The organism is Bacillus sp. EB600, assembly GCF_024494385.1.
Classification (GTDB): Bacteria; Bacillota; Bacilli; order Bacillales; family Cytobacillaceae; genus JAEVLT01.
Genome location: NZ_JAEVLT010000026.1, coordinates 41,105 through 64,960 on the forward strand (window position 1 = coordinate 41,105; position 23,856 = coordinate 64,960).

Here is a 23,856-nt window from a genome sequence, read left to right on the forward strand (position 1 = left end):
TAATTTTGCGAAAAATTATCAATTCTGCGAGAATCTTAGATTTTAGTGCTTGTATATCGAGGATATAGGTTGGCACGAAATTTGCAATATAAATAATAACTATAACCAATAGGGGGAATTAAAATGTTAAATTTTTCATTCACAGAAGAACAGGAATTTTTTCGTAAGATGTTAAAAGACTTTGCAAAAGAGGAGCTGTTACCAAACTATACGAAGTGGGATAGAGAAGGGATCACGCCAAGACATTTGTGGAAGAAGTTAGGCGAACTTGGTGTAAATGGTCTTCGAATTCCGGTCGAATATGGCGGAAGTGGTGCTGATTGTGTCACCACTGGGATTGCGGCTGAAGAAATTGGTCGAGGCGATTTCAATCTTACCTATGCCGTTATGTTGAACGCTTTAATCGGTGAAATTATCAATAAACATGCACCTGAGGAATTAAAGCAAGAGTGGCTTCCAAAAATCGCAAGTGGCGATAGAATCGTCGGGATTGCGATTACAGAGCCTACTGCAGGAACAGATGCTGGCGGAATTAAAACAACGGCTGTCCGTCAAGGAAATGGGTATGTTTTAAACGGTGAAAAGTCCGGAATTAGTGTGGCAACCGTCGCTGATGCGTTTCTCATTTTTGCTAAAACAGATCCTGAACTGGGGAACCGTGGGATTAGTTGCTTTATCGTTCCTTCTGATCTTCCAGGCGTGGAATGTAAAGGTTACGAGGATATGGGGAACATTCCAGTAGGACGTGGTTCGGTTTATTTAACCGATGTAGTGGTACCAGAGGAAAATTTGATTGGCCTTGAAAACAAAGGGTTTTCCCAGGTTATGAATGGGTTTGATCTCAGCCGTCTATTAATTGGTCTTCAATGTGTAGGGGCCGCTTCGCAAAGTATCGATGAGACGATTGAACACGTCAAAATGAGAACTTCTTTTGGCAAACCTCTAGCAACTTATCAAGGGGTAGCCTTCCCAATTGTCACTCACTATACGCAATTAGAGTTTGTCAAATGGCAGGCATATCGTGGCCTTTGGCTTCGTGACCAAGGATTAAATCACTCGAAGGAATCCGCATCTGTCAAATGGCTAGGTCCAAAATATGGTGCAGACGCGATTCATGAATGTCTGTTGTTTAACGGTCACTATGCTTATACAAAGGAAATGCCTCATGAACAGCGTTTACGTGATGTCATTGGTTTGGAAATCGGGGATGGAACGGCACAAGCCAATATGATGGTCATCGCGAAGGATATCATCGGTAAAGAATACAAATCTACGAATCATCAATTAGTAACGTCCAAAAATTGAAGCTGAACATGCCGATTCAAATAATTTAGTGATTGGTAGATCCGTTAAAATAAGTATTCAAATACAGTAATAGATTTATAGGAGTTTATGGCTCCTTAAATCTATTCATTTCTATAGGAGGAGTAAATGAAACCAGTATATGTAGTTGAAACAGTACGTACGGCTATTGGGAAAATGGGGGGGACGTTAAAGGATGTTCCATCTGATTTTCTTGCCGCAAAAGTGATTGAAGAAGTCGTTAGTAGAGCGAACATAGATAAAAGTGCTGTTGGAGAAGTCATACTTGGCCAGACAAAACAAACGTCAGATCAGCCCAATATTGGCCGGCTTGCTGCGCTGCGTGCAGGACTTCCTGTAGAAGTCCCAGGGTACACGGTTCATAGACAGTGTGGTTCGTCCCTTCAAGCGATCAATAATGGAGCATTGCAAATATCATGCGGGTTGAATGATGTCATCGTTGCAGGCGGAGTGGAATCGATGAGTTTAGCGCCATTTTATATTCGTAATGCCCGTTATGGAGTAGGTACAGGAAATAATGTTCTTGTCGATTCGAATACGGAAAGCCAATTACGTTCTCAACCCTTTGAGAAGTATGGGAATTTAACGATGGGCTTAACAGCGGAAAATTTAGCTGAGCAATATGGGATTTCTCGAGAAGAGCAAGATGAATTTGCGATGAGAAGTCAACAACTTGCGCATGATGCGATTTCTTCTGGCAAGTTTGAAAAAGAAATTGTTCCTTATGAAGTTCGGGAGCGTAAAAGCGTGAAAGCGTTTGCGGTGGATGAGCATCCACGTTTAACAAGTTTAGAAAAGTTGGCTACCTTAAAACCCGTTTTTAAAGAAAATGGATCTGTTACACCTGGTAACAGTAGTGGTCGTAATGATGGAGCATCAGCCGTTGTGTTGATGTCTGAAGATGCAGTGAATCAATATGGAGTACAGCCAAAGGCCAAGATCCTTTCACAAGCTGTTTCAGGTGTGTCCCCTGAAATTATGGGAATTGGACCGGTTACATCTACAAAACTTGCCTTACAAAGAGCCCATTTAACATTGGAAGAGATTGGATTAATTGAGTTAAATGAAGCTTTTGCTGCTCAATCGATTGCCGTAATCAGAGAACTAAATCTTAATGTAGATAAAGTAAACGTAAACGGTGGCGCGATTGCATTAGGTCATCCATTAGGAGCAACCGGATCTGTTCTTACGACAAAACTCCTTCATGAAATGGAACGAAGAGGCGTGAAGTATGGATTGGTGACATTGTGTATTGGCGGCGGACAGGGAATTACAACCATTTTTGAAAATTGCTTAGTTTAAATAGGAGGAAACGAAATGGAAGTCAAAAAGATTGCGGTCATTGGTAGTGGAACGATGGGGCGTGGGATTGCTTATACTGCTGCATTATCAGGTTTTAAAGTATCCCTTCAGGATATATCGTCCGAAGCTCTCGAAAGAGCAAAAGATTATAACGGATCACTTGCTAATTCAAGTGTTGAAAAAGGATATATCACAAGTGAACAACGTGATGATGTACAACAAAATTTAACCTATACAACAGGGTTGCAGGAAGCAGTGGAAAGTGCGGATTTGGTTATTGAGGCCATTCTTGAAATTATGGAATTAAAGATTGAAACCTTTAAGAGGGTTGAGGAATTTGCCCCTGACCATGCCATTTTAGCAACCAACACGTCTACGATGAGCCCAACTGAAATTGGGGCGGCAACGAAAAAACCAGATCAATTTGTAGCGATGCACTTCTTCAATCCCGTTCACCGTATGAAATTAATTGAAATTATTCGCGGAATTGATACTTCAGACAAAACGGTAGAGATCGTCCGTCAAGTTTCTGAAAAAATGGGAAAAGAAACGGTTGAGGTCAATGAATTTCCAGGCTTTGTCACGAGTCGAATGAATTGCATTATCGGAAATGAGGCCATGAATATGTTGATGGAAGGTGTGGCATCAGCTGAAGATATTGATAAAGCCATTAAACTTGGCTTAAATCATCCAATGGGTCCACTGGAAATGGCTGATCTCGTTGGTTTGGACAGCCGACTTCGCAATATGGAGTATCTCTACCACGCTCTGGGTGAGAAATATCGTCCATCTCCATTACTGGTTAAATATGTGAAGGCAGGAAGATTAGGTAGGAAATCGGGACAAGGTTTTTACACTTATCAATAATTAGAACGAAAAAAATAATTGAATGGAAGGAACGTGAGACAAATGGAACAAGTTCTATCAAAGGATATTCAATATTTAAAGCAGGGAATTCGTGACTTTATCGAGAATGAAGTAGAACCGCATGCAAATTTAATTGAAGAAACAGATGAAATTCCTCAAAGCATTTTAGAGAAATCGAAGGAAATGGGTTTATTTGCTCTTAGTATTCCAGAAGAGTATGGCGGCTTAGGGATTGGAATGCTTGGAAAATGTGCTGTGTTAGAGGAAGTTGGCAGAACCATTAATGGATATACAACTGTCATTGGTGGTCATACAGGGATTGGTAGTGTTGGTATTGTAGAATTGGCAAATGAAGAACAAAAACAAAAATATCTACCGAGAATGGCTAGCGGGGAATACATTGGTGCCTTTGCTTTAACTGAGCCAAGTGCGGGATCTCACGCACATAATTTAAAAACAACAGCGGTAAAAAAGGGTGATCATTACATTCTTAATGGCTCTAAGTGCTATATTACCAATGCTGGACTTGCAGATGTATTCACAGTAATGGCGGTTACAGATTCATCTAAAGGACCAAAGGGGATTACGTCATTCATCGTTGAAAAGGATTTCCCAGGATTTAAGTTAGGAAACAAAGAAAAGAAAATGGGTCTTCATGGATCACACACATGGGAGATTTTCTTTGAAGATTGTGAAGTTCCAGTTGAGAACGTGTTAGGTGAAGAAGGGCAAGGCTATGTCAACGCGCTGAAAATCTTAGCAAACGGACGGGCAGCAATGGCGGCAAGAAATCTTGGATCCGCTGATAAATTATTAGATATGTCACTTGATTATGCTCATATGCGCATACAGTTTGGCAAACCGATTTTTGAACAACAAATTATTCAACACTACTTAGCTGAAATGGCGACAGAAATTGAAGCGCTTCGTGCCTTTACTTATCATGTAGCCAATCTGGTTGATCAAGGTAAGAATGTAATTAAAGAAGCGGCAATGGTCAAATTGCTTGGTTCAGAAACATATGGTCGAGTTGCGGATAAAGCCGTTCAAATTCACGGAGGAATGGGTTATATTTCAGAATACCCGATCGAACGTTATTACCGTGATGCCCGAATTACGAGAATATACGAAGGGACATCTGAAATTCAAAAGAATATTATCGCAGCTCAATTGCATCGAAAATATCAATAAGGGAAGCTAACTAGATTCACATAATCAACTAACCCACAGTGGGAATGAAAGGAACCCCCGCTGTGGGAAGTTTCAATTATAAAGCTTTAAAACTAAAAAAGGGGGATTCTTTTGCGGATTAAAGATAAAGTGGCCTTCATAACCGGTGCTGGGGGCCCAATGGGGGAAGCGATCGCGTTACGTTTTGCCCAGGAGGGTGCTAACTTAGTTATCACGGATATTTCGGAGAATCGATTAAATCGAACGAAAGAGAAATTGCTAGAATATATGGATGCTGATCAGATTTTAGCCATAAGAGCAAGTGTACTAGATTTTGATGAAGTAAAGGAAGTCGTGGATGAAGCAAATAAAAGGTTTGATAAAATCGATATTCTAGTGAATGTTGTGGGAGGTATCCGTGATGCGAACATGATTAAATCTCTATTTGAAATAGAGGGAGAGCGCTGGGATCAAACAATGGAGCTTAATTTAAAGGGAACTTTTAATTGTACAAAATTAATTGCCCCTATGATGCTTCAGCGTGGTTACGGAAAAATGATCAACATTTCTACCATTCATTTTGACGGTGAAAAAGGGTACGCTGATTATGGGGCAGCGAAGGCGGGAGTAGCCTCCTTTACTAGAACGGCTGCTAAGGAGCTAAGTCCAACGATTAATGTGAATTGTATTGCACCAGGGTTAATTCAAACCTCCATTGTAGACCGAATGGATAGTGAAACCCTTAAGGAATATCGTTCTAAGACATTATTGGGAAGGTTAGGGGATCCAAAAGATATAGCCAATGCGGCGCTATTTTTAGCCAGTGATGAGTCAGCTTATATCACAGGACATATTATGCCTGTATCTGGTGGAATTTGGCCACATCTCTAAACGCATGCGGCAGCACCGTCTATTGAAATTGGAAAAGAGGTAGTAAGACGTATTCTAGTTCAGGAAATTTTTAACAAATAGGCTCGGGTTGATCATGGAATTATTAGAGAGAGGGGGTAGATTTCAATGTTTAATGAAAAAACGATGTTTATTGCGGGGCATGCACGTCTACCTCAGGGAATGGCAGCGAAAAGTGTCTTTGAAACTTTGACGATTACAGCCGAAATAGATAGAAAGTATGGAGTGATACTGGAAGCATCTTGTACATTGGCTACCGAGCATGGACGTCAGTTTATTGGACAGCTATTGAAGGGGTTCAGTATCAAAGATGGAGTGGATGAAGCGATCGATGCGATCCAAACCTATTATCAAGGTAAGGGTACGAATGCATTGGTAGCCTCACTAAAGGACCTTGCTCTCCATTATCAAAAAATAAAGGTAATTGAAAGTAAAATTCTCTAGATCATATGTATTTTATTAAGAAGAATAATAGTCTAAAAAACGATGTTTATATAGTGTATAAATCGTAAACTATTATAACGTGCTTATCTTTTGAAGACTAGCCTTTTCAAAAACGTAAACAGTTAAAATAGGAGAAATGGGAAAGTAAAAAATCCTGAAGACTGTTATTTTCACTGTGACTCTATTTTCAAAGAGCAGGGAAGTGAATATAAGCCAGTTGGTATAGTGGTGCCTAATAATTAGGTAGCATTTTTCAACTGGCTTTTTATATTTCATGTTTACAGATTTGCTTATTAGCAGCCGTTCCAGCTCTAATCATTGCAGTGTTATTTTATTAATATTCCTGGAATTGAAAGGCGTAGAACTAAATCTATAATAGGAGTGAACATATGAATAATCAGGTTGTATGGGAACCTAGTCAAGAATATAGGGAATCCACTAGACTTTACAATTGGATGAAAAAACTAGGATTCTCTGATTATGAAACTTTTTTAAATGCTTCAGTAAATGATATTGAATGGTATTGGGGAGAGGTGGAACAAGAACTGGGGATTGATTGGATCACTCCTTATGAACAAGTCCTTGATCTTTCAAATGGTATAAAGCATCCAAATTGGTATACAAAAGGAAAAATTAATATCATTCACAGTATGATCGATAAATGGGCAAAAGATCCTTATACCTCCTGCCAACTAGCATTAGTATGGGAGGGAGAAGATGGAGAGGTTAAGAAATATACGTATTCGGAATTGAATAATTGGGTAAATAAAGTAGCACAAGGGTTCAGAAACCATGGTATTAAGAAAGGCGATCGAATCGCGATCTATATGCCAATGATTCCAGAGACAGCTGTAGCTATTCTGGCTGCAGTCAAAATAGGGGCTATATTTTCTCCAGCTTTTTCAGGCTATGGGGCCGATGCGTTAGCAGTCCGGTTAGAGGCTGCACAGGCTAAAATGATTATAACAGCAGACGGTTTCTTAAGAAAAGGGAAAGAAATAAAGATGAAAGAAGAGGTAGACCGAGCCGTTTATACGTCCTCTTCGATTGAAAGAGTCGTCGTCGTTCGTCGACTGAATCGTGACATTCCATGGAAAGAAGGAGTCGACATGGAATGGACAGACTTGGAAACGGTGGGGAATTTTGAAACTGAAGCTGAAGTAATGGAAAGCCAAGATCCTATGATGTTGATATATACTTCGGGTACATCTGGAAAACCTAAGGGGGCCGTGCACACTCATTCCGGGTTCCCTCTTAAAGCAGCATTGGATTTAGGAATTGGAATGGATTTAAAACGAAGTGATAGGTTTTTATGGATTGCCGATATGGGGTGGTTGACAGGACCAGTTGTTTTATTTGGTGCCTTAATAAACGGTGCTACAGCTGTCTTTTATGAAGGTGCGCCAGATTTCCCTTCACATGATCGAATCTGGAAACTAGCAAGTGATCATAGAGTGACACATTTAGGAGTTTCACCTACACTCATCCGTTCCCTAATGAGATACGGTGACGAAGTTTTAGAGAATCATCAACTTGAAAAGCTAAGAGTGATATCCTCAACAGGAGAACCTTGGAACCCTGAACCGTGGTTATGGCTCTTTGAACAACTAGGAAAGGGCAAAATTCCTATTATCAATTATGCAGGAGGGACAGAAATAGGCGGAGGGATTCTCATGAATGTGTTAGTGAAACCAATTTCACCTATCACGTTTAACTCCCCAGTGCCTGGTATGGATGTACAGGTATTAACGGAAAATGGAAAAGCAGTACGTCAATCATTGGGAGAATTAGTGTTAAAAAGGCCGTGGGTTGGTATGACAAAAAGTTTCTGGCAAGAGCCTGAGCGGTATGAAGAAGCTTATTGGAATCGTTGGCCTGAAACATGGGTTCATGGTGACTGGGCGATAATTGATGAAAATGGTTTTTGGACCATTACAGGCCGTTCAGATGATACATTAAATGTGGCAGGAAAGCGCTTAGGACCATCAGAGATCGAGTCGGTTTTGATCGAAGATGAATGTGTTTTAGAGGCAGCCGTAATTGGTGTACCTGATAAAATGAAAGGGGAAGCACCAGTCTGTTTTGTAGTAAAGAAGATAGAAGAATATGATAGTAGTGTACTAGAAAAAGAACTTCTAAATTTAATCTTGATCAAAATGGGAAAATCTATGCGTCCGAAAGCGATTCATTTCGTGTCTGATCTTCCAAAAACAAAAAATGGAAAGGTTTTGCGACGGGCTATTCGAGCATCGTACCTTAGTACAGATATTGGTGATTTGTCGTCATTGGAAAATCCCAATGCACTTGAACAAATTCGAAGCCTTACTATTGTTGAAAATTAAAAATACTTAACCTGATAGACAGCGTATAGATGCTGATAATAAACGAGTTTTACAAATCCAAGAATTATTTAATGGACAAACTCCTAAAAGTACTCCTAAGAGGATGTTTTGCTATTATGTTTCTCAATTATGCGAGTATTATCATCTTTGCGAATCTGCTTTGTGGAGAAATAACGTTATTAGGAGTAAAAGCTTGGCACGGAACTTGCAATTATAAATAAGTGAAGTTTCTGTGGAATCTAGCTGCATCTATAATAAAAGGAGGGATATGATTATGTATGATTTTGCAATTATAGGGGGAGGAATTGTAGGTCTTTCAACAGGAATGGCTATTTATGAGAGGTTCCCAAATGCAAAGGTTGTTGTCATTGAAAAGGAGTCGTCAGTTGCTCAACATCAAACTGGTCATAATAGCGGGGTTATTCATTCAGGCATTTATTATAAACCAGGGAGTTTTAAGGCACGCTTTGCTAAACAAGGAAGCCAATCAATGAGAGAATTTTGCCAAGCATACGAGATACAACATGAAATTTGCGGGAAAGTGATTGTGGCAACAAAAATGGAAGAAATACCTTTGCTTGAAAATTTATACAAACGAGGCTTAGATAACGGTTTAAACATTCATCGAATTGGTTCAGATGAATTAAAGGAAATTGAACCACATGTTAATGGTCTTGGTGCCATTCGGGTTCCAATGGCAGGTATCGTGAATTACCGTCAAGTTAGTGAAAAATTTGCTGAGATTATAAAGGAACAAGATGGTGTCATTCTATTAAACACAAAAGTAGAGAAAATTCATGAAGAATCAGACCAAGTTACGATTGAAACGAATCGTGGAACGGTAAAAGCCAGTATGATCATCAACTGTGCTGGGTTGCATAGTGATCGTGTAGCAACGAAGGCAGGGTATAAAATAGATATGAAAATTTTACCATTCCGTGGCGAATATTATAAATTAAAGCCAGAAAAACGAAATCTTGTTAAACATTTGATCTATCCTGTACCAAATCCTAAATTTCCATTCTTGGGAGTTCATTTTACCCGAATGGTTAGTGGGGAAGTGGATGCAGGTCCAAATGCTGTATTAAGTTTTAAACGGGAGGGCTATAAAAAGACTGATATTAATGTGAAGGATTTAATGGAATCGTTAAGCTTTCCTGGATTATGGAAGATGGCTGGTAAATTTGCGAAAGAAGGCTTGGATGAATATGTTCGTTCTTTTAGCAAAAAGCAATTTACAAAAAGTCTTCAAGAATTAATTCCTGAAATACAGGAAGATGATCTAATCCCAGCACCTGCAGGTGTCCGTGCACAAGCATTGAAGGATGATGGGAATATGGTAGACGATTTTCATATTATTATGGGAAAACGCTCCATTCATGTTTGTAATGCACCGTCCCCTGCAGCAACAGCCTCTATTGAAATAGGTAAAGAAGTAGTAAGACGTATTCCAGTTCAGTCGAATTTAACGAATCGAATCAGCACCGTCATTTAAATTATTTTCGAACGGTGTAGATTCAATGTTGTAAATGAATTTTTTTAGTATAACGTAAATTATCTATAGAATATATTGAATAGTGAAAATAATTTGACAACTATATAAATAGGTGCTATATTAGGGATAATTAATATTTATTACATGGTTACCTTTTGAAATAGACCATTTCAAAATCGTAAACAGGAATAAATACGAGGAACGGGAAAGTAAAAAACCAGAAAACTGTCATATTCGCTGTGACTCTATTCCCATAGAGCAGGGAAGTGAATATAAGCCAGTTGTAAAAGCTAGATTCCTAATGTTTTAGGTATCCTTTTACAACTGGCTTTTTATCTTTCCTGTTTACCACATTACTTTTTACAAAAACGGGAGGAATGAATGATGGGTATTGCAGAAAAGCAGAAAGCGAAATTTGAAAAGGTTACACCAAATTATCAAGTTAATTTTCATCCGCAAACAAATCGTTTGTATCACATTGAATTGTCAAAAGAGAGTATTACCAATTTTCTAGATACAGTAAGTCAGAAGGGTTTTTCCGTTCAACACTTGGAATATACACCATATGCACGCCATCTCACTGCTTCTTATTTATTAGATCAGGTCGGAGAAGAGTTTGGAGAGCTGCTTAGCAGTATTCTTCATGATAGAGAAACAGGGGGCTTTACTCTAGGCTTGCAGGGAGTGACAGAAAATACCGATGAATATGTGATTTTCGCAACGGCGATTTCTCATTTAATTGGCAGCCCAAACTTTGATGCAATGTCTGGAAAATATTATGCACGGTTCACTGTGAAAGATACAGATAATAGTGATTCTTATTTACGTCAGGCCTATCGTTTATTTACACTCCATACGGATGGAACGTTTGTAGATGAGCCAACTGACTGGCTGTTAATGATGAAAATGGTAGAACAACATGCACGTGGTGGAGAATCAAGATTACTGCATCTTGACGATTGGAAAGATTTAGACAAATATGCGAATCATCCATTAGGCCATCATAAATTTCTTTATAAAGCACCTAGCAGTAAAAATGTAAGTCAAGAAATTGAAAGATTGACATTCTTTAATCATCATAACAAGCCAGGAATTTGTTTTATTGATCAATTTGTCAATCCTGAAAATATTGAACAAGCTAGATATTTATATGACCTTTCCAACTCTATGGAAAAGGATGAAAGTGTAATCGAATTAGAGCTTCCTGTGGGAGATCTTGTAGTCATTAATAATATTTTTTGGTTACACGGACGTGCAGCCTTTGAAAAGGATCCGAATTTAAACCGTGAATTGTTACGCCAACGAGGACGATTTAATTCATAGGCTGTGTTAAACATTAGTGTTGATAATAAATTCTCCATTCGTACACATGCTTATTACGTTATTCGTTATAATAAAACCCATTCGCATGCATACAAATGGTTTATTTTCAACATTAAACTTTAACTGAGCCCATTGATAAAATAATGGAATTCATAAAAGACAAGTTCATTTTCCTGACTCAGCTATGGAAAATGAATTTGTCTTATTTTAATGGTCAAGATTCTGTTCATACCATATATAGACTATGGGTCTTATTAAAAGCTTCTTTTCAAAAAGATTTTCTAGGTGAATTTTCTTATTTTGCAATCATGTTTCACATTTCTGCGAGTATTATCTCCTGTGCGAAATACATCGTGTAAATAGTTACGTTAGAAGGGATAAAAAGTTGGTATGGAAATTGCATTATACATAGTATGTAGAAATTTAAAAACGAAAATCGAAAAATAGCGTTCTAGTAAAAATGATCAAACATAGAAGCAAATCATTAGATATTAAGAGTTAAGATGAGGAGGTTAGTACCATGAATGCAAAGTATTGTAGAGAATCAAGAGTGATCCAAACAAGCCGTGTCTTTCAAAGTGATGTAAATAGTCATCAAACCTTATTCGGTGGGCGAGTCATGAGTGATATTGATGAAGTGGCTTCCATTTCGGCATTACGACATTGCCGCACCAATTGTGTAACCGCTTCAACGGATTCTGTTGACTTTTTAACACCGATTCGAACGACCGATGCAGTCTGTTATGAATCATATGTAACTTGGGCGGGTTCATCATCCATGGAAATATTTGTGAAGGTAATAGCAGAAGATTTAAAAAGCGGAGAATGTAAAATAGCGGCGACTGCCTTTTTAACTTTTGTCGGAGTAGATGGAGATAAACGTCCAGCAAGGGTTCCTGACGTTATTCCTGAAACAGAGGAAGAAAAAAAATTAAATGAAACCGCACCAGAGCGAGCTAGAATCCGAATAGAAAGAAAAGAAAAAAGCAAAGAATGGTTCAAGTTTTATTCAACAGCGATTCCTGGAGTGGATCCTGTAGAGATTTCTTTATGATAGTCGGTATTTATCTCCTAACCCTACGGGAAGTTCAAATCCTACAGGGGATCCATCATAGGTTCGTCACAAATTCATTAAACCTTGTATTTTCCGTTCGTATGAAAAGAGTAGGAAAATGATAAAGAAACTAAGTGATATAGATTTGATAGAATCATATACCGTCGCACTTAAAATAGATAAAATGTCAAAGGACTTTGTAGACCTTTTAAGAGAATAATTAATGAATAGACGTTTACTTTTTATTGCTGGGAATTCATCATTTTAGTTATTGCGGGATGTGAAAAAATGTTACCAATAAACCTGATTTTAAGTAACCATTTGGGGGTTATAGAATGGATAATAAAAGCTACAGATGGAGCAACAATCAAATTAGAAAACAAGTAGGGGTCCTTGATGGAGTCATCCATCCTCATATAATCTTTAAAAACGCAACCTATTTAAATACGTATTTACAACAATGGTTAGTAGCGAATATTTGGATCTATGAAGATCGGATTGTTTATGTTGGAGAGAACTTTCCTGAACACATTGATGGATGCGAAGTAATAGATTGTCAGGATCAATTTTTAGTTCCTGGATATATTGAACCACATGCCCACCCCTGTCAACTATACAACCCTCTTACATTAGCAAAACATGCGGGATTCTTTGGGACAACGACGTTAATTAGCGACAATTTAACCTTTTTTCTTCAGCTCACGAATGAAGAAGCTTTTGAGTTAATAAATGATTTTAATAACCTACCATCAAGCATGTACTGGTGGTGCCGGTTTGATGGAAATACCGAGCTGTTGAATCAGCATGAAATTTTTAATCATGAAGAGATCATGCCATGGATCCAACATCCATCTGTGCTGCAAGGTGGAGAGCTAACAGAGTGGCCGAAATTAGTCAATGGCGATAACGACATGTTAACCTGGTTACAAGAAACAAAGAGGTTAACCAAGAAGGTAGAAGGGCATTTCCCAGGCGCCTCCGAACGGACTTTAGCAAAATTAATGGTAATGGGAGCAGATTGTGATCATGAAGCCATGACAGGTAAAGAAGCCATGACACGGCTCCTGCAGGGCTATACGGTATCCCTAAGACATTCATCAATTCGACCAGATTTAGATATCCTTTTAAAAGAATTAATTGGGTTAGGTGTTCAAAAATTTGATCGGTTTTTCTATACCAACGATGGATCCCATCCTTCCTTTTATGAAAACGGAATGACAGATGAATTAATCAAAAAAGCTATTTATCATGGAATCCCATTAATAGATGCTTATCTGATGGCAAGTTATAATATTGCTCGTTATTATAATCTGGAACATTTACATGGATCCATCGCTACAGGGAGAATAGCGAATATAAATATTATAGAGAGCAAAGAAAACCCTACACCAGCCAGTGTATTAGCAAAGGGAAAATGGATTAAGAGGGATGGGAAAGATCAATATGATTCGCCATCCATTGATTGGGAAACATATCAGCTTTCACCCCTGGACTTAAAATGGACTTTACAAGAAGATGATTTGACTTTTTCAACAACAACGGGCATCCTCTTAAGAAATAATGTGATTACCATACCATATGAAAGTAACATTGATGTAAGTAGTGAAGAATTATCCCTTGACCATGATGAATGCTTCCTAATGATGGTGGCCAGAGACGGATCATGGAGAGTCAATACATTATTAAAAGGGTTTGGCCAATATTTGGGCGGATTTGCCAGTTCGTATTCGAGTGCAGGCAACATCATCATTATAGGAAAAAATAAAACGGATATGCGAATGGCTTTCGAACGTATGCAAGCAATTGGCGGGGGAATGGTTTTGGTGGAAGACAATCATATTATTCATGAGATTCCTTTACCTTTATGTGGGATTATGTCTAATCTAGAAATGGGCCTTTTAATAAAGGAAGAGAAAAAAATGATACAGTTATTAAAAAACAGAGGCTATAAATATAAAGATCCTGCTTTCACTCTATTATTTCTTCCAGCAACGCATTTACCGTTTATTCGATTGACTCCAAGTGGTTTATATGATGTAAAAAAAAGGAAGGTTTTAGTACCTCCAACAATAAGGAGAAAAAATCAGTAAAGACAAATTCATTTTCCTGACTTCGGTTTGGAAAATGAATTTGTTTTTTTCTTGGTAAATTGTCAAAATCCTGATGCTGCCTCAAATAGACTACTAGGTACTTTTTAGAAAGCATATTTCGTTATAGAAAATGTTTGCAATTTGTTAATTTTGCAAGGGTGTTTCGCAAATTTGCGAATATTATCATCTTTACGAATCCACACGGTGAAGAAATAAAGTTTTATAAGAATAAAAAGTTGGTACGGAAATTGCAACTATCAAATTAAATAGAAATAAACATAGATTTAGGGAGATAGGATAGGAATCTTATCCGAACAAACCGTGTATTTCAAAATGATGTAAATAGTCATATACTAGAAAACTTCTGACTTGAAGAGTATTAATCAGAGTTTCCTAACTTTAGGAATCCATTTATATTGTATTTTTCTTCCATAGGAAAATTTAAATTTGTTGAAATTAAATTAGAAAGGGGTAAGAAATGAAGAAACTTAGTGACAAAGAATTGATCGAGGCATACATGGTAGCACTAAAAATAGATAATATTGCTAAAGAATTTATTAACCTTTTAAAAGAAGAATTAATGAACAGGAGTTTATTTTTCAAATTTTAGAGTTTTGTTTTTATCAAATTGAAGATGCAGAATCACTTGTTTTTTACAGCGGCCATTACCGTTCATTAATAGAAGAATAGCCTGCCACATTGTAGGTGGCTGAAAGGAGACTTTATGGAAACGATTTATTTGAATCGAGAAAACTTACGAGCTTGGCAGGAAAAAGCAAAACCGTGTGTTTGTGCACTTGGCTGTTTTGACGGTCTCCACATTGGGCATTGTAAAGTGATTAACACTGCTTACGAAAAGGCGAAAGAAAAAAATGTACAATTAGCCGTGATGAGCTTCTTTCCCCATCCTAAAACGGTAATAACAAACGGTAAAAAACAAGTGCACTATTTAATGCCGCTATCCGAAAAAGAGGAGAGGCTGCAAAGCTTAGGTGTTGATACATTCTACATTGTTGAATTCGATAAAGAATTTGCTGCTCTTCCCCCAGAACAGTTTGTTGCCAAATATTTAATTCAACTAGGTGTCGTCCATGCAGTCGCTGGTTTTGATTTTTGTTATGGATGCCGGGGTTCAGGAAATATGGATCGGTTAAATCGTGATTCAGAAGGACGTATAAATATTACAAATTTAGGAAAAGTAGGATACCACGGGGAGAAAATAAGTTCTACTAGTATTCGCGAAAGACTGTTAACGGGAAATGTCGAAGAACTGCCCCATTTTCTTGGTCACTACTATGAGGTCAAGTGTGATTGGGATGGGGAGATTTTAAAGCCGCATCCCTACTATACACTTCCTGCACCAGGGCGTTATGCTGTTACGGTAAAAAATGAAACATGTGCTAAGGATACAGAAGTGATTGTCATCCAAACACAGGTTGGTCCGTCACTAAAATGTACGACAGAGATTCCACCTAACCTGAAAGGGAGGTTATCGATTGTCTGGTATCGCCACATCGTGGAAGACAATGTACAACACTATAATGAAAAAATATTAATATCCTAGTGAATAACTATTAATTACACAAATGGTCGCCAAGAGATCAAACAGCTTCTTTTTGAATTATTATTTATCATTTACTGCCCTTAGAAGCTACCGCTGTAAAGAGAAAATAGGAAAATTTTTTAAGGAGGTTATCTGATGAGAAAATCTTTAAATAGAAGAAATCTAGATGAATTAATAAAGAGTAATATAAAAAATTTAGAAAACAATCCGAAATTACTTGAGCAGATTGAAAAAAGAATTGAAATAAAGCATATTGAAAAATTATCTAAAGAAATGAAAACGGTGAAATGAGTGTTGTCTATTAGGTAGTTAACTAACTTTTAATAAGAGAGGGGAATCATTTTGGATAGGTCAAAAGGAATTCTTGAAGCCGAAATAAGTAAGACTTTAACTCATTGGGAGAAAAACTATCTTGGACGCGGATCAATATCAGTTAAATCAGATATCTTACGAGACATGGTTATAGTTACATTACATCGTATACTAACTCCTGCTGTATATTCACTATGTAGAGATAAAGAGGGATTGTTATCCCTAAAAAGGAACCGAAATAGTTTGGTAGAATCAGGTGCGGAAGACTTAAAGAAGATTATCTTTACTCTAACAAATCAAGAGGTAGTGAGTTTTCACACAGATATTAGTACAACCTCAGGAGAACGAGTTATGGTCTTTAAACTTTCAAGTGATTTAGAAAACAAATTAGCATAAAAGGGTTCTGGTACAAAAATATTTAAAAAGTAGTAGGGGCAAAATAGGAGCAACTGCTCTTTTAACTTTTGTCGCACTAGATGAAAATAAACGTTCCAGCAAACGTTCCTGAAGTAATTCCTGAAACTGAACATGCATAAATTTTTTAAATTTTTTTCAAAAAGGGATTGAAGCCCATATAATATAAACGCTTTGTAAAAAAAGAATAGAAAAAGCTGAAATTCATTTAACCGATCTAATTTAAAGAATTTTAATTTTGTACAAATCCTTGTAATTACTCAACTTTCGCACACTGAAATAGGCAGATATGCCTTGATATAGTTGGGCAAGCCTGCGATCCATTGTAGTAGTTGACTTTTGATAAACTTTTGAATTTTCTTGTTACTCTCTTTAAGGGTATCTTCAAGAAGCTCGATTAATTGCTGAAGAGCAATAGCCCAATCGAGGTTACTGATTTCATCACAGAGTTCATAAAACATACCGTCTAGTGTTCTTTCATCCGTGCTACATCGGTTTTGCCAGGACAGCACAATGTATCGGGAAAAAACAATCGTTGTATGACTAATTAATAAATCATAGGAACGACCTTGAAACTCCTTTTGGAGTTTTAATAAGGATTTTGTTGTCTTGAAAAAGACTTCGATGTCCCACCTTATGCCGTATATTCTGATGACTTCTTGGTCATCTAACGTACAGTCTGTACTCAAAATAGCTAGCCACTCCCTCTTTTTATTACGGTTACGAACGAAGACCATTTTGACTGGAACTCCGTTGGCTTGGGTGGTTTGTATGGATCGAAGAAGACCTTTTTTTCCTTGAATGGGTGCTGCTAAACGATAAAGTTCATTCAAGCTCACGCGCTCCCATCTACAAAGTAACGTTGCTTTAAATTCTTAACCATGCCAATTACATCTAGCCCTTGTTCTTTGATGTTCTTAATGAGTGGTTGATGGGTAAACCAAGTATCCATTAACACATAAGAGGCATCAATACCAGCATTCAGAGCACGTTCAATCATGTCTGGAATTTGTTCTGGTGCAGATTGTAATGCTTCAAGGCGTCGTTTGTAACCTGAACTGCGCTTATCGATTTTACTTGTAATTCCGTTAATTTGGCTTGTTTTTGAGCTTAATAAAGAAAAGTCCACAGGAATGAACGTGGCACCATCTGACCAGCCAAGGGTAAGCATGCGAAAGCCTTTATAAAATCTCATTTTTTGAGAAGCATGATCAAAACAACGAGCTAGTAACTCAACGTATTTACTACGATTTCGATCATACGAAGAATCATCTAACACCAAGACCTTCGGTCTGTCATGATTCGAGAGTTTCGTTACTTTGCCAATCGTGTGAGCACTAAGAGAAAGTAAAAATCTACGCCATGCAAAGGTAGACTTATTTAAAAAACGATAGACAGCGTCTTTAGCAGGAAAATCGGCAGATTTTTTACTTTCAAGCGTCCGAAACCAGTTCTTGTTTTCAAAGATCAAACAAAAAATCAGTTGAAAAAGAAAACCACAAGAAAAGCCAAAAGACTTTGTAATACCAGCTTTTCTTAGATGTTTTAGCACTTGTAATTGTTTAAATGTGGATGTTAGTTCATTTGGTAGTGCTTATTTTGACCATTATTCGATATCATATAGGAGGCACCTCTTCTGTTTGGATATTGTGATTCTAGTCAAATCAACTATACCAAACGATGAGGTGTTTTTTCTTGCCTTTATTGAGGTCAAGCACCATATTTCAACAGCCCCGAACATTACAGCGAGTTAAACTCATTACATTTTTCTAGGTGCGAAAGTTGAGTTACTTATAATTAGTGAAAAAAGATTCAACGGGAAATGCACGTAGATAGTCTAGTGAAGTTTTGTGCATTGGGGTTTAACGGAGTATGTACAGGATAAATGTATAAAAAATAGGCGGGTCTCGTCACCCGCCAAATTGAAAGGGTTTATAGTTACTTCACTGACTTTGTCCATATATTTTATTGGATCACGGATGTCACCACGGTTACAATCTGCACAAGTTAATACTAGGTTCCATACTCCGTTAAGTAATAAACTATTAAAAATTGCAATAGAATCATACAAAAAACGATTTTTTTACCAGGGCAAAGATCATCATGATATAGGTTTTATGGATGGCTATATTGACTCGTATATGGACTATTTCATTGAAGGTTTAAACAGCAAGTAAATATTCATCACCAGTTTTATTCAAACGGAACCCTTTATAAACAAAGCTTTTTTTTGACCACAAAACATAATATGTATTTAACTTCAGTTTATTGTTCAAATAAAAGAAAGCCTGTTTTATCAGGCTTTCCCAAAACAAATATATTTTGTTTTTATTCATATTTTATGAGTAAATTAAAGAGCGGAAAAAATACAGTCTTTGAATCGTTTGCGTAACCTTCATTTCCCCTAACCCTGTGGCTAAATAAATGTCAAAGATCCCTTTTCTTTTTGAAAATTGGCTCCTTTATTGTCCTCCTATGTGTCCTCGTCCTTTTTTTATTTTATTTATCGATATTTAAGTTGAGTATTTCAAAACGTTGATATAAAGCCATTTTTTTAATTGGTTTTTCTCTATTTTGAATTGAGACGAATGGGCGGCATGATGTAATAAACATCATAAAGCCTTGATATATAGGGGTTTTTAAGTGGAATTAAGATAAATGCTCATACTTTTGCTCATAGTAAGCAAAAAATGCTCACTTTTTTCACAAAAGCCATCTTATCATAGAAGGTCTTTCATCAGTTTACTAAACTGGTGGGAGGCCTTTTCTTCCATATTGGCTGTCATATGCGCGTAAATATTCATGGTTGTGTTAATGTCTGTATGCCCTAAACGCTGTTGCATCTCCTTTACTCCCACACCAGCCTCAATCAAAAGAGATGTATGTGTATGTCTGAATGAATGAGGGGTAATGTTTTTATCAATATCTGCCTTTTTTAATAAACGTTTTAGCCTAGTTTCAATCACTTTTCTTAATTGTGGGTGTCCATCATCACGCGCAAAGATAAACTGATTATCCACATATAGAGGCCCTTTTTGGAACTTTATTTCTTTTTGCTTGATCGCATGCCGCTTTAACATTTTTACAAGTCTTTCATCAATTCGAATGGTTCGGATAGATCCCGATGTTTTAGGTGTCAGTAACTCATACCCTTTAATATTATTATTTGGGTTGTATAAAGTTTTAGTAACACGCAATGACCCTTTTTCTTCATCAAAATCAGTCCATTTAAGAGCAAGTAATTCTCCAATACGTAAACCTGTATAGGCAAGTGTGGTAAAAATCAAAGAATCCATATCTAAGCCATTTGAATCAGTAATACGTAAAAATTGTGCTAACTCCTCTTTCTCTAAAAATTTTATCTTCTCTTTTTTGCTTTCAATTTCTTCAACCTTTACTTGATACTTTGGTAAATGAGTATTTTCAGTGGGATTAATTTTAATGAGCCCCAGTTCAACCGCATGATTAAAAATCATTCGGCAGCAAGCATGAATGCCACTTACATAATTCCGACTGTACTTTTCAGATAGCTCCATTATTCGCTTTTGATAAATTTGTTTGCTGACTTTTTTAAGTGGATAAGGTCCCCATACGGATATAAAGTGTTTCATTTCTTTACTACGTGCTCTTACACTGCTTATTTTTGTATTTTGGGCGTATACCTTTATCCAGTCTTTAGCAAAGGATTCAAAAGTCATTTTAGTTTCTTTTAAAAACGTCCCATTTTCCACCTCTGCTTCTACTTTTCGGGCAGCAGAAGTAGCTTCTTTTTTGGTAGCAAAGCTCGACTTGGTTATTTGTTTTGGCTTTTTGGTTAGCGGCTCTATACCACAGGAAACCGTATAAGCCCATTTTCCATTACTCCGTTTGTGAATATATGCCATATTACTTTTCTCCTTTCAGTTTCCTTTCTTTTTTTAAACGATTATTGTAAGCCATTTCGCAACTAGATCTTTTCCTATTTGGAAGTGGGGGACAAAACCTTTGCCTTTTGTGTGTAACTTCAAAAATATGTCCGCAGTAGTCACATTTACGAACTTCTACATTGTTAGATAAAGCTTTAGCTAATTGAAGAAAAAAAGCATTATCTCTTTGTTGAAGTAATGCCGCCCATTATTGAATAACAGAATAATTAATAGCCACTTACAACTCCGATTGGGAATTATTTGCTTTCTTAATTGTTTGTTCAACAATGTACTGATACCCATAAATAATAATTGCTAAAGACACACATATAAAAAACCAAATTGAACGTGTCATTTTTTTAAACTCAAAAATTCCAACTTTTTTATTAATAGCATAAAAAGGAAAAGCACAAATAGCATCCAATACTGCATTTGTAATTAAGTATTTGAGAAAACTGCCGTATGTTAGTTTAAATACCCATAGTGTAGTTACAAAAAAAGGACCTAATATAAATGAAAAGTCTATAGGAACACCAGAATATAAGGGGTTTTTATTTTTCCACCATCTTTTCTTATTAGCAATTACACTAAAAATACTTAGGAATAAATTAACAAAACTTGCTACAGGTAAAAACCTAAAAAATGGCTTTTTTCCCATAAAAGGAACAGTTAGCCATGGTGCAATCAGCATTGCTAAAGAGAATATCTTTTTTTTATCCATATAAGTCAACTTCCTTCTGAAATGTTTTTTTTAACATTCCTCAAACTAAACCTTATTATTATTTTCTCTTGTCCAAGTAATCTGCCAGTTAGTTCAACAAGGAAATCAACATCATTGTTTAACACAGCCTATAATAAAAGCCCCTCTCTGAAGCTCTCAACAAATTAAACGAGTTGAAAGAACAAAAATATGTATTAATGCCTTCTTTAGGAGGTAGAAAACGTAAACGACTCCTTTAATCCGATATAATTAAATTAATATCTGATTAAAATGGAGTGGCTTAAATGGACATTAATAAAGAAACTTTAGAAAGGTTATATCGTGCTGAAAATCTTTCACATGAGGAAATTGGTAAAAGATTCGGAGTAGGTCGTAAAACGATTGCTAGGCGATTGAAAAGTTATGGAATTCCAGAAAGACCCAGAAAAACAAATAAGATATTAATTGAAAAGGAAATATTAGAAAAGTTATATATTCATGATCAACTTAATCCAGATCAAGTAGCGGAAAGGTTGGGAGTAGGTCGTAAAACTATTACAAACCTTTTAAAAGAACATGGTATTCCATTAAGGGATACTAAAGAAGGTACAAGGATTGCAATAGAAAAAAAGTTATTAAAAAATACTTTAAATATTTCAAAAGAAGAATTGGAACAGAAGTATTTTCAAGAAAATATGCCTATTCCTAAAATTGCAGAAGAGTATGGTGTTTCTTCAACTTGGATGTATAGATATTTTAAGTCAATGAATATCGAATTAAGATCTTATAATGAGGCTGTTTCATTAGTTCATAAGGAAAGGAATGCTAATATTGAAAAAGTTCATAAAGAGGTTTTAATTGAATTATTAGATCAAGGTTTAACAATGGCTGAAATTGGTCGTGAATTAGGAGTTAGTGAAATTGTGATATCTGATAGGGTGGATCAATTTGGATTAAGGGACTATGTAACAAAGAACATCAAGAATTTTTACAAGAAATTTCTACCTGATGTTTCACCTTTTAAAAGAGGGAATAAAATGCCTTATGAGTTAATCGAGAAAACAACTAAAAGTAGAATGGAAACATTCAGTAAAAAAAGGGATAAGATTGATAATTTCAAGTATTATCAAAATACTGCTGGACATCTATCTTATTTTTATTACACAAAAAATGGAGCTAATATTCCTGAAGGTATGCACATAGATCATATCTTTTCTGTTTGGGATGGATGGATTCATAAAGTTCATCCAGAAGATATTTCTAATCCTATTAATTTAAGATTAATCCAAAAAGAAATGAATCTAAAAAAGAATGCAAATTCTGATATCACTTTTGAACAATTTAAAAGTTTAATTGGTGAATTAAAACCATTTGAAAGACCCGAATTAGAAAAAAATTATTGTCATTTTTGTGGTAAAGATATTACTTATAAATCAAGACCTGCTAAATATTGCGGCAAAAGTTGTGCGGATAAAGTTTACTATAGAAAAAGGAAATCAAAGAGCCATTAGCATAAGCTAGTGGTTTTTTTTGGTGTACCTAAAGGGGGTATTTATGGTTTTTGAAGTCGGTTGTTTAAAGGAACTAAGAAAAGTCGTAATTACAAGTTTTATACAATGAGAATACGTGCAAAAAAGAAGGTTTCATATTCCAACTAAACTGCCACGATAGTTCAATATCTGCACGTTTCCATTTCAATAATCAAGGCAATAATTCCTCTTATTTGCCGAAAAGGAGGAAATTATTTTGTTATTATCAAAAGCCTGGGAACTTTATGAATCAGATAAAAGAATCGAAGGATTCTCTCCTCAGACATTAAAAGCGTATAAGCTCCAATCTAAGCTACTTATCCAACACTTTAACGATGTGAATGTTGAAACATTGACGACCGAACAATTGAAAGGATACTTAGCAAAATCCAGTGAACACCTAAAACCATCAAGTTTGGCTCATCGAATCCGATTTATTAAATCGATATTTCGTTGGTCACACGAGGAAAGGCATATGCCCAGAAATCCGGCTGCCAAAATCAAAGAACCTAAACAGGGAAAGCGGATTCCAAAATTTTTAACGGAGAGAGAAATTGAACATTTGAGGGAAGCGTGTATTACTCCAATGGAAAAGGCATTATTCGAATTTATGTTTTCGACGGGATGTAGAATAGGTGAAATTGTTTCTCTTGATAAAAATAGCATTAATTGGTCCAATCATTCTACCATTGTGCTTGGAAAAGGTGATAAGGAAAGAGAAGTCTATTATAATATACGGTGTGAAATCTGGCTGAAACGATACTTGGACCTTCGCCTGGATAAAGACCCGGCTATTTTTGTTACAGAACGTCACCCACATAGAATGAGTATTGGACAAATGAGATACATTATAAAACGAATATCAAGTCGGGCAGGGATCAACAAAGAAATTCACCCACACCAACTACGCCATAGCTACGCCACACATCTATTGAACAACGGAGCTCTCCCATTGATGTAATTGAAAGTTTACTTTGGCACGAAAAATGCGAGACCACTAGGATTTACGCTCAATTAAGCGGAAGCCTTAGAAGAGAATTTTATAGAAAGTATTTTTAAAAATGGATTTGCAAAAGGCAACGGGCACCCCGCTGCCTTTTACTATTGCACCCG

Annotated in this window: 19 protein-coding genes and 2 pseudogenes; 18 read left to right on the forward strand and 3 right to left on the reverse strand. The window is 36.5% G+C overall.

Annotation, left to right across the window (positions count from 1 at the left end):
* Positions 1–123 precede the first annotated feature (123 nt).
* From JN080_RS20675 to JN080_RS20745, 16 genes are all read left to right on the forward strand, one after another.
* Positions 124–1,305 carry an acyl-CoA dehydrogenase family protein gene (locus JN080_RS20675; protein WP_256237872.1) on the forward strand — a complete coding sequence of 394 codons (1,182 nt, stop codon included), beginning with the start codon at positions 124–126 and terminating at the stop codon, positions 1,303–1,305.
* Positions 1,306–1,431: 126 nt separating this feature from the next.
* Complete coding sequence (locus JN080_RS20680) at positions 1,432–2,625, forward strand: thiolase family protein (RefSeq protein ID WP_256237873.1); 1,194 nt, start codon at positions 1,432–1,434, stop codon at positions 2,623–2,625.
* Between the two features lie 15 nt (positions 2,626–2,640).
* Positions 2,641–3,492, forward strand: coding sequence for a 3-hydroxyacyl-CoA dehydrogenase (locus JN080_RS20685; protein WP_256237874.1), 852 nt, complete (start codon positions 2,641–2,643; stop codon positions 3,490–3,492).
* Between the two features lie 42 nt (positions 3,493–3,534).
* Positions 3,535–4,683, forward strand: a complete 1,149-nt coding sequence (locus JN080_RS20690) for an acyl-CoA dehydrogenase family protein (RefSeq protein WP_256237875.1) — start codon at positions 3,535–3,537, stop codon at positions 4,681–4,683.
* 111 nt (positions 4,684–4,794) lie between these two features.
* Positions 4,795–5,553 carry an SDR family NAD(P)-dependent oxidoreductase gene (locus JN080_RS20695; protein WP_256237876.1) on the forward strand — a complete coding sequence of 253 codons (759 nt, stop codon included), beginning with the start codon at positions 4,795–4,797 and terminating at the stop codon, positions 5,551–5,553.
* 126 nt (positions 5,554–5,679) lie between these two features.
* Positions 5,680–6,015, forward strand: a complete 336-nt coding sequence (locus JN080_RS20700) for a DUF3870 domain-containing protein (RefSeq protein ID WP_256237877.1) — start codon at positions 5,680–5,682, stop codon at positions 6,013–6,015.
* 389 nt (positions 6,016–6,404) lie between these two features.
* Positions 6,405–8,357, forward strand: coding sequence for an AMP-binding protein (locus tag JN080_RS20705; RefSeq protein WP_256237878.1), 1,953 nt, complete (start codon positions 6,405–6,407; stop codon positions 8,355–8,357).
* Positions 8,358–8,631: 274 nt separating this feature from the next.
* Positions 8,632–9,852, forward strand: coding sequence for an L-2-hydroxyglutarate oxidase (gene lhgO, locus JN080_RS20710; RefSeq protein ID WP_256237879.1), 1,221 nt, complete (start codon positions 8,632–8,634; stop codon positions 9,850–9,852).
* Positions 9,853–10,233: 381 nt separating this feature from the next.
* Entirely contained in the window at positions 10,234–11,175 is a 942-nt protein-coding gene (glaH, locus tag JN080_RS20715) for a glutarate dioxygenase GlaH (protein WP_375141717.1), read from the forward strand.
* Positions 11,176–11,695: 520 nt separating this feature from the next.
* On the forward strand, positions 11,696–12,229 hold the full coding sequence (locus JN080_RS20720) for an acyl-CoA thioesterase (RefSeq protein ID WP_256237880.1): 534 nt from the start codon (positions 11,696–11,698) through the stop codon (positions 12,227–12,229).
* A gap of 118 nt (positions 12,230–12,347) precedes the next feature.
* Positions 12,348–12,449 (forward strand): sporulation histidine kinase inhibitor Sda, encoded by a 102-nt coding sequence (gene sda / locus JN080_RS29955; protein ID WP_375141718.1) that lies wholly within the window; start codon positions 12,348–12,350, stop codon positions 12,447–12,449.
* A gap of 115 nt (positions 12,450–12,564) precedes the next feature.
* Entirely contained in the window at positions 12,565–14,319 is a 1,755-nt protein-coding gene (locus JN080_RS20725) for an adenine deaminase C-terminal domain-containing protein (RefSeq protein WP_256237881.1), read from the forward strand.
* Between the two features lie 478 nt (positions 14,320–14,797).
* On the forward strand, positions 14,798–14,929 hold the full coding sequence (gene sda, locus JN080_RS20730) for a sporulation histidine kinase inhibitor Sda (protein WP_256237882.1): 132 nt from the start codon (positions 14,798–14,800) through the stop codon (positions 14,927–14,929).
* A gap of 114 nt (positions 14,930–15,043) precedes the next feature.
* Entirely contained in the window at positions 15,044–15,883 is an 840-nt protein-coding gene (locus JN080_RS20735; protein ID WP_256237883.1) for an FAD synthetase family protein, read from the forward strand.
* 135 nt (positions 15,884–16,018) lie between these two features.
* Complete coding sequence (locus JN080_RS20740) at positions 16,019–16,174, forward strand: FbpB family small basic protein (protein WP_256237884.1); 156 nt, start codon at positions 16,019–16,021, stop codon at positions 16,172–16,174.
* A gap of 51 nt (positions 16,175–16,225) precedes the next feature.
* Positions 16,226–16,591 carry a Na-translocating system protein MpsC family protein gene (locus JN080_RS20745; protein WP_256237885.1) on the forward strand — a complete coding sequence of 122 codons (366 nt, stop codon included), beginning with the start codon at positions 16,226–16,228 and terminating at the stop codon, positions 16,589–16,591.
* Positions 16,592–16,869: 278 nt separating this feature from the next.
* Here JN080_RS20745 and JN080_RS20750 read toward each other — a convergent pair.
* From JN080_RS20750 to JN080_RS20760, 3 genes and pseudogenes are all read right to left on the reverse strand, one after another.
* Positions 16,870–18,229: pseudogene (locus JN080_RS20750) on the reverse strand (IS4 family transposase).
* A gap of 1,100 nt (positions 18,230–19,329) precedes the next feature.
* The gene (locus JN080_RS20755) at positions 19,330–20,493 is read right to left on the reverse strand and encodes a site-specific integrase (protein ID WP_256237886.1); all 1,164 of its coding nucleotides are present in this window, start codon (positions 20,491–20,493) and stop codon (positions 19,330–19,332) included.
* Positions 20,494–20,752: 259 nt separating this feature from the next.
* Entirely contained in the window at positions 20,753–21,235 is a 483-nt protein-coding gene (locus JN080_RS20760) for a hypothetical protein (RefSeq protein ID WP_256237887.1), read from the reverse strand.
* Between the two features lie 284 nt (positions 21,236–21,519).
* Here JN080_RS20760 and JN080_RS20765 point away from each other — a divergent pair, with 284 nt between their 5' ends.
* Entirely contained in the window at positions 21,520–22,725 is a 1,206-nt protein-coding gene (locus JN080_RS20765) for a COG3415 family protein (protein WP_256237888.1), read from the forward strand.
* 235 nt (positions 22,726–22,960) lie between these two features.
* Positions 22,961–23,802 (forward strand): annotated as a pseudogene (locus tag JN080_RS20770) (tyrosine-type recombinase/integrase).
* The last annotated feature ends 54 nt before the right edge of the window (positions 23,803–23,856 follow it).

What these genes read in the sequence shown, in the direction of transcription:
- JN080_RS20675 (WP_256237872.1), top strand. Translation starts at nt 124, where the DNA reads ATGTTAAATTTTTCATTCACAGAAGAACAGGAATTTTTTCGTAAGATG.
- JN080_RS20680 (WP_256237873.1), top strand. Translation starts at nt 1,432, where the DNA reads ATGAAACCAGTATATGTAGTTGAAACAGTACGTACGGCTATTGGGAAA.
- JN080_RS20685 (WP_256237874.1), top strand. Translation starts at nt 2,641, where the DNA reads ATGGAAGTCAAAAAGATTGCGGTCATTGGTAGTGGAACGATGGGGCGT.
- JN080_RS20690 (WP_256237875.1), top strand. Translation starts at nt 3,535, where the DNA reads ATGGAACAAGTTCTATCAAAGGATATTCAATATTTAAAGCAGGGAATT.
- JN080_RS20700 (WP_256237877.1), top strand. Translation starts at nt 5,680, where the DNA reads ATGTTTAATGAAAAAACGATGTTTATTGCGGGGCATGCACGTCTACCT.
- JN080_RS20705 (WP_256237878.1), top strand. Translation starts at nt 6,405, where the DNA reads ATGAATAATCAGGTTGTATGGGAACCTAGTCAAGAATATAGGGAATCC.
- lhgO (WP_256237879.1), top strand. Translation starts at nt 8,632, where the DNA reads ATGTATGATTTTGCAATTATAGGGGGAGGAATTGTAGGTCTTTCAACA.
- glaH (WP_375141717.1), top strand. Translation starts at nt 10,234, where the DNA reads ATGATGGGTATTGCAGAAAAGCAGAAAGCGAAATTTGAAAAGGTTACA.
- JN080_RS20720 (WP_256237880.1), top strand. Translation starts at nt 11,696, where the DNA reads ATGAATGCAAAGTATTGTAGAGAATCAAGAGTGATCCAAACAAGCCGT.
- sda (WP_375141718.1), top strand. Translation starts at nt 12,348, where the DNA reads ATGATAAAGAAACTAAGTGATATAGATTTGATAGAATCATATACCGTC.
- JN080_RS20725 (WP_256237881.1), top strand. Translation starts at nt 12,565, where the DNA reads ATGGATAATAAAAGCTACAGATGGAGCAACAATCAAATTAGAAAACAA.
- sda (WP_256237882.1), top strand. Translation starts at nt 14,798, where the DNA reads ATGAAGAAACTTAGTGACAAAGAATTGATCGAGGCATACATGGTAGCA.
- JN080_RS20735 (WP_256237883.1), top strand. Translation starts at nt 15,044, where the DNA reads ATGGAAACGATTTATTTGAATCGAGAAAACTTACGAGCTTGGCAGGAA.
- JN080_RS20740 (WP_256237884.1), top strand. Translation starts at nt 16,019, where the DNA reads ATGAGAAAATCTTTAAATAGAAGAAATCTAGATGAATTAATAAAGAGT.
- JN080_RS20755 (WP_256237886.1), bottom strand. Translation starts at nt 20,493, where the DNA reads ATGGCATATATTCACAAACGGAGTAATGGAAAATGGGCTTATACGGTT.
- JN080_RS20760 (WP_256237887.1), bottom strand. Translation starts at nt 21,235, where the DNA reads ATGGATAAAAAAAAGATATTCTCTTTAGCAATGCTGATTGCACCATGG.
- JN080_RS20765 (WP_256237888.1), top strand. Translation starts at nt 21,520, where the DNA reads ATGGACATTAATAAAGAAACTTTAGAAAGGTTATATCGTGCTGAAAAT.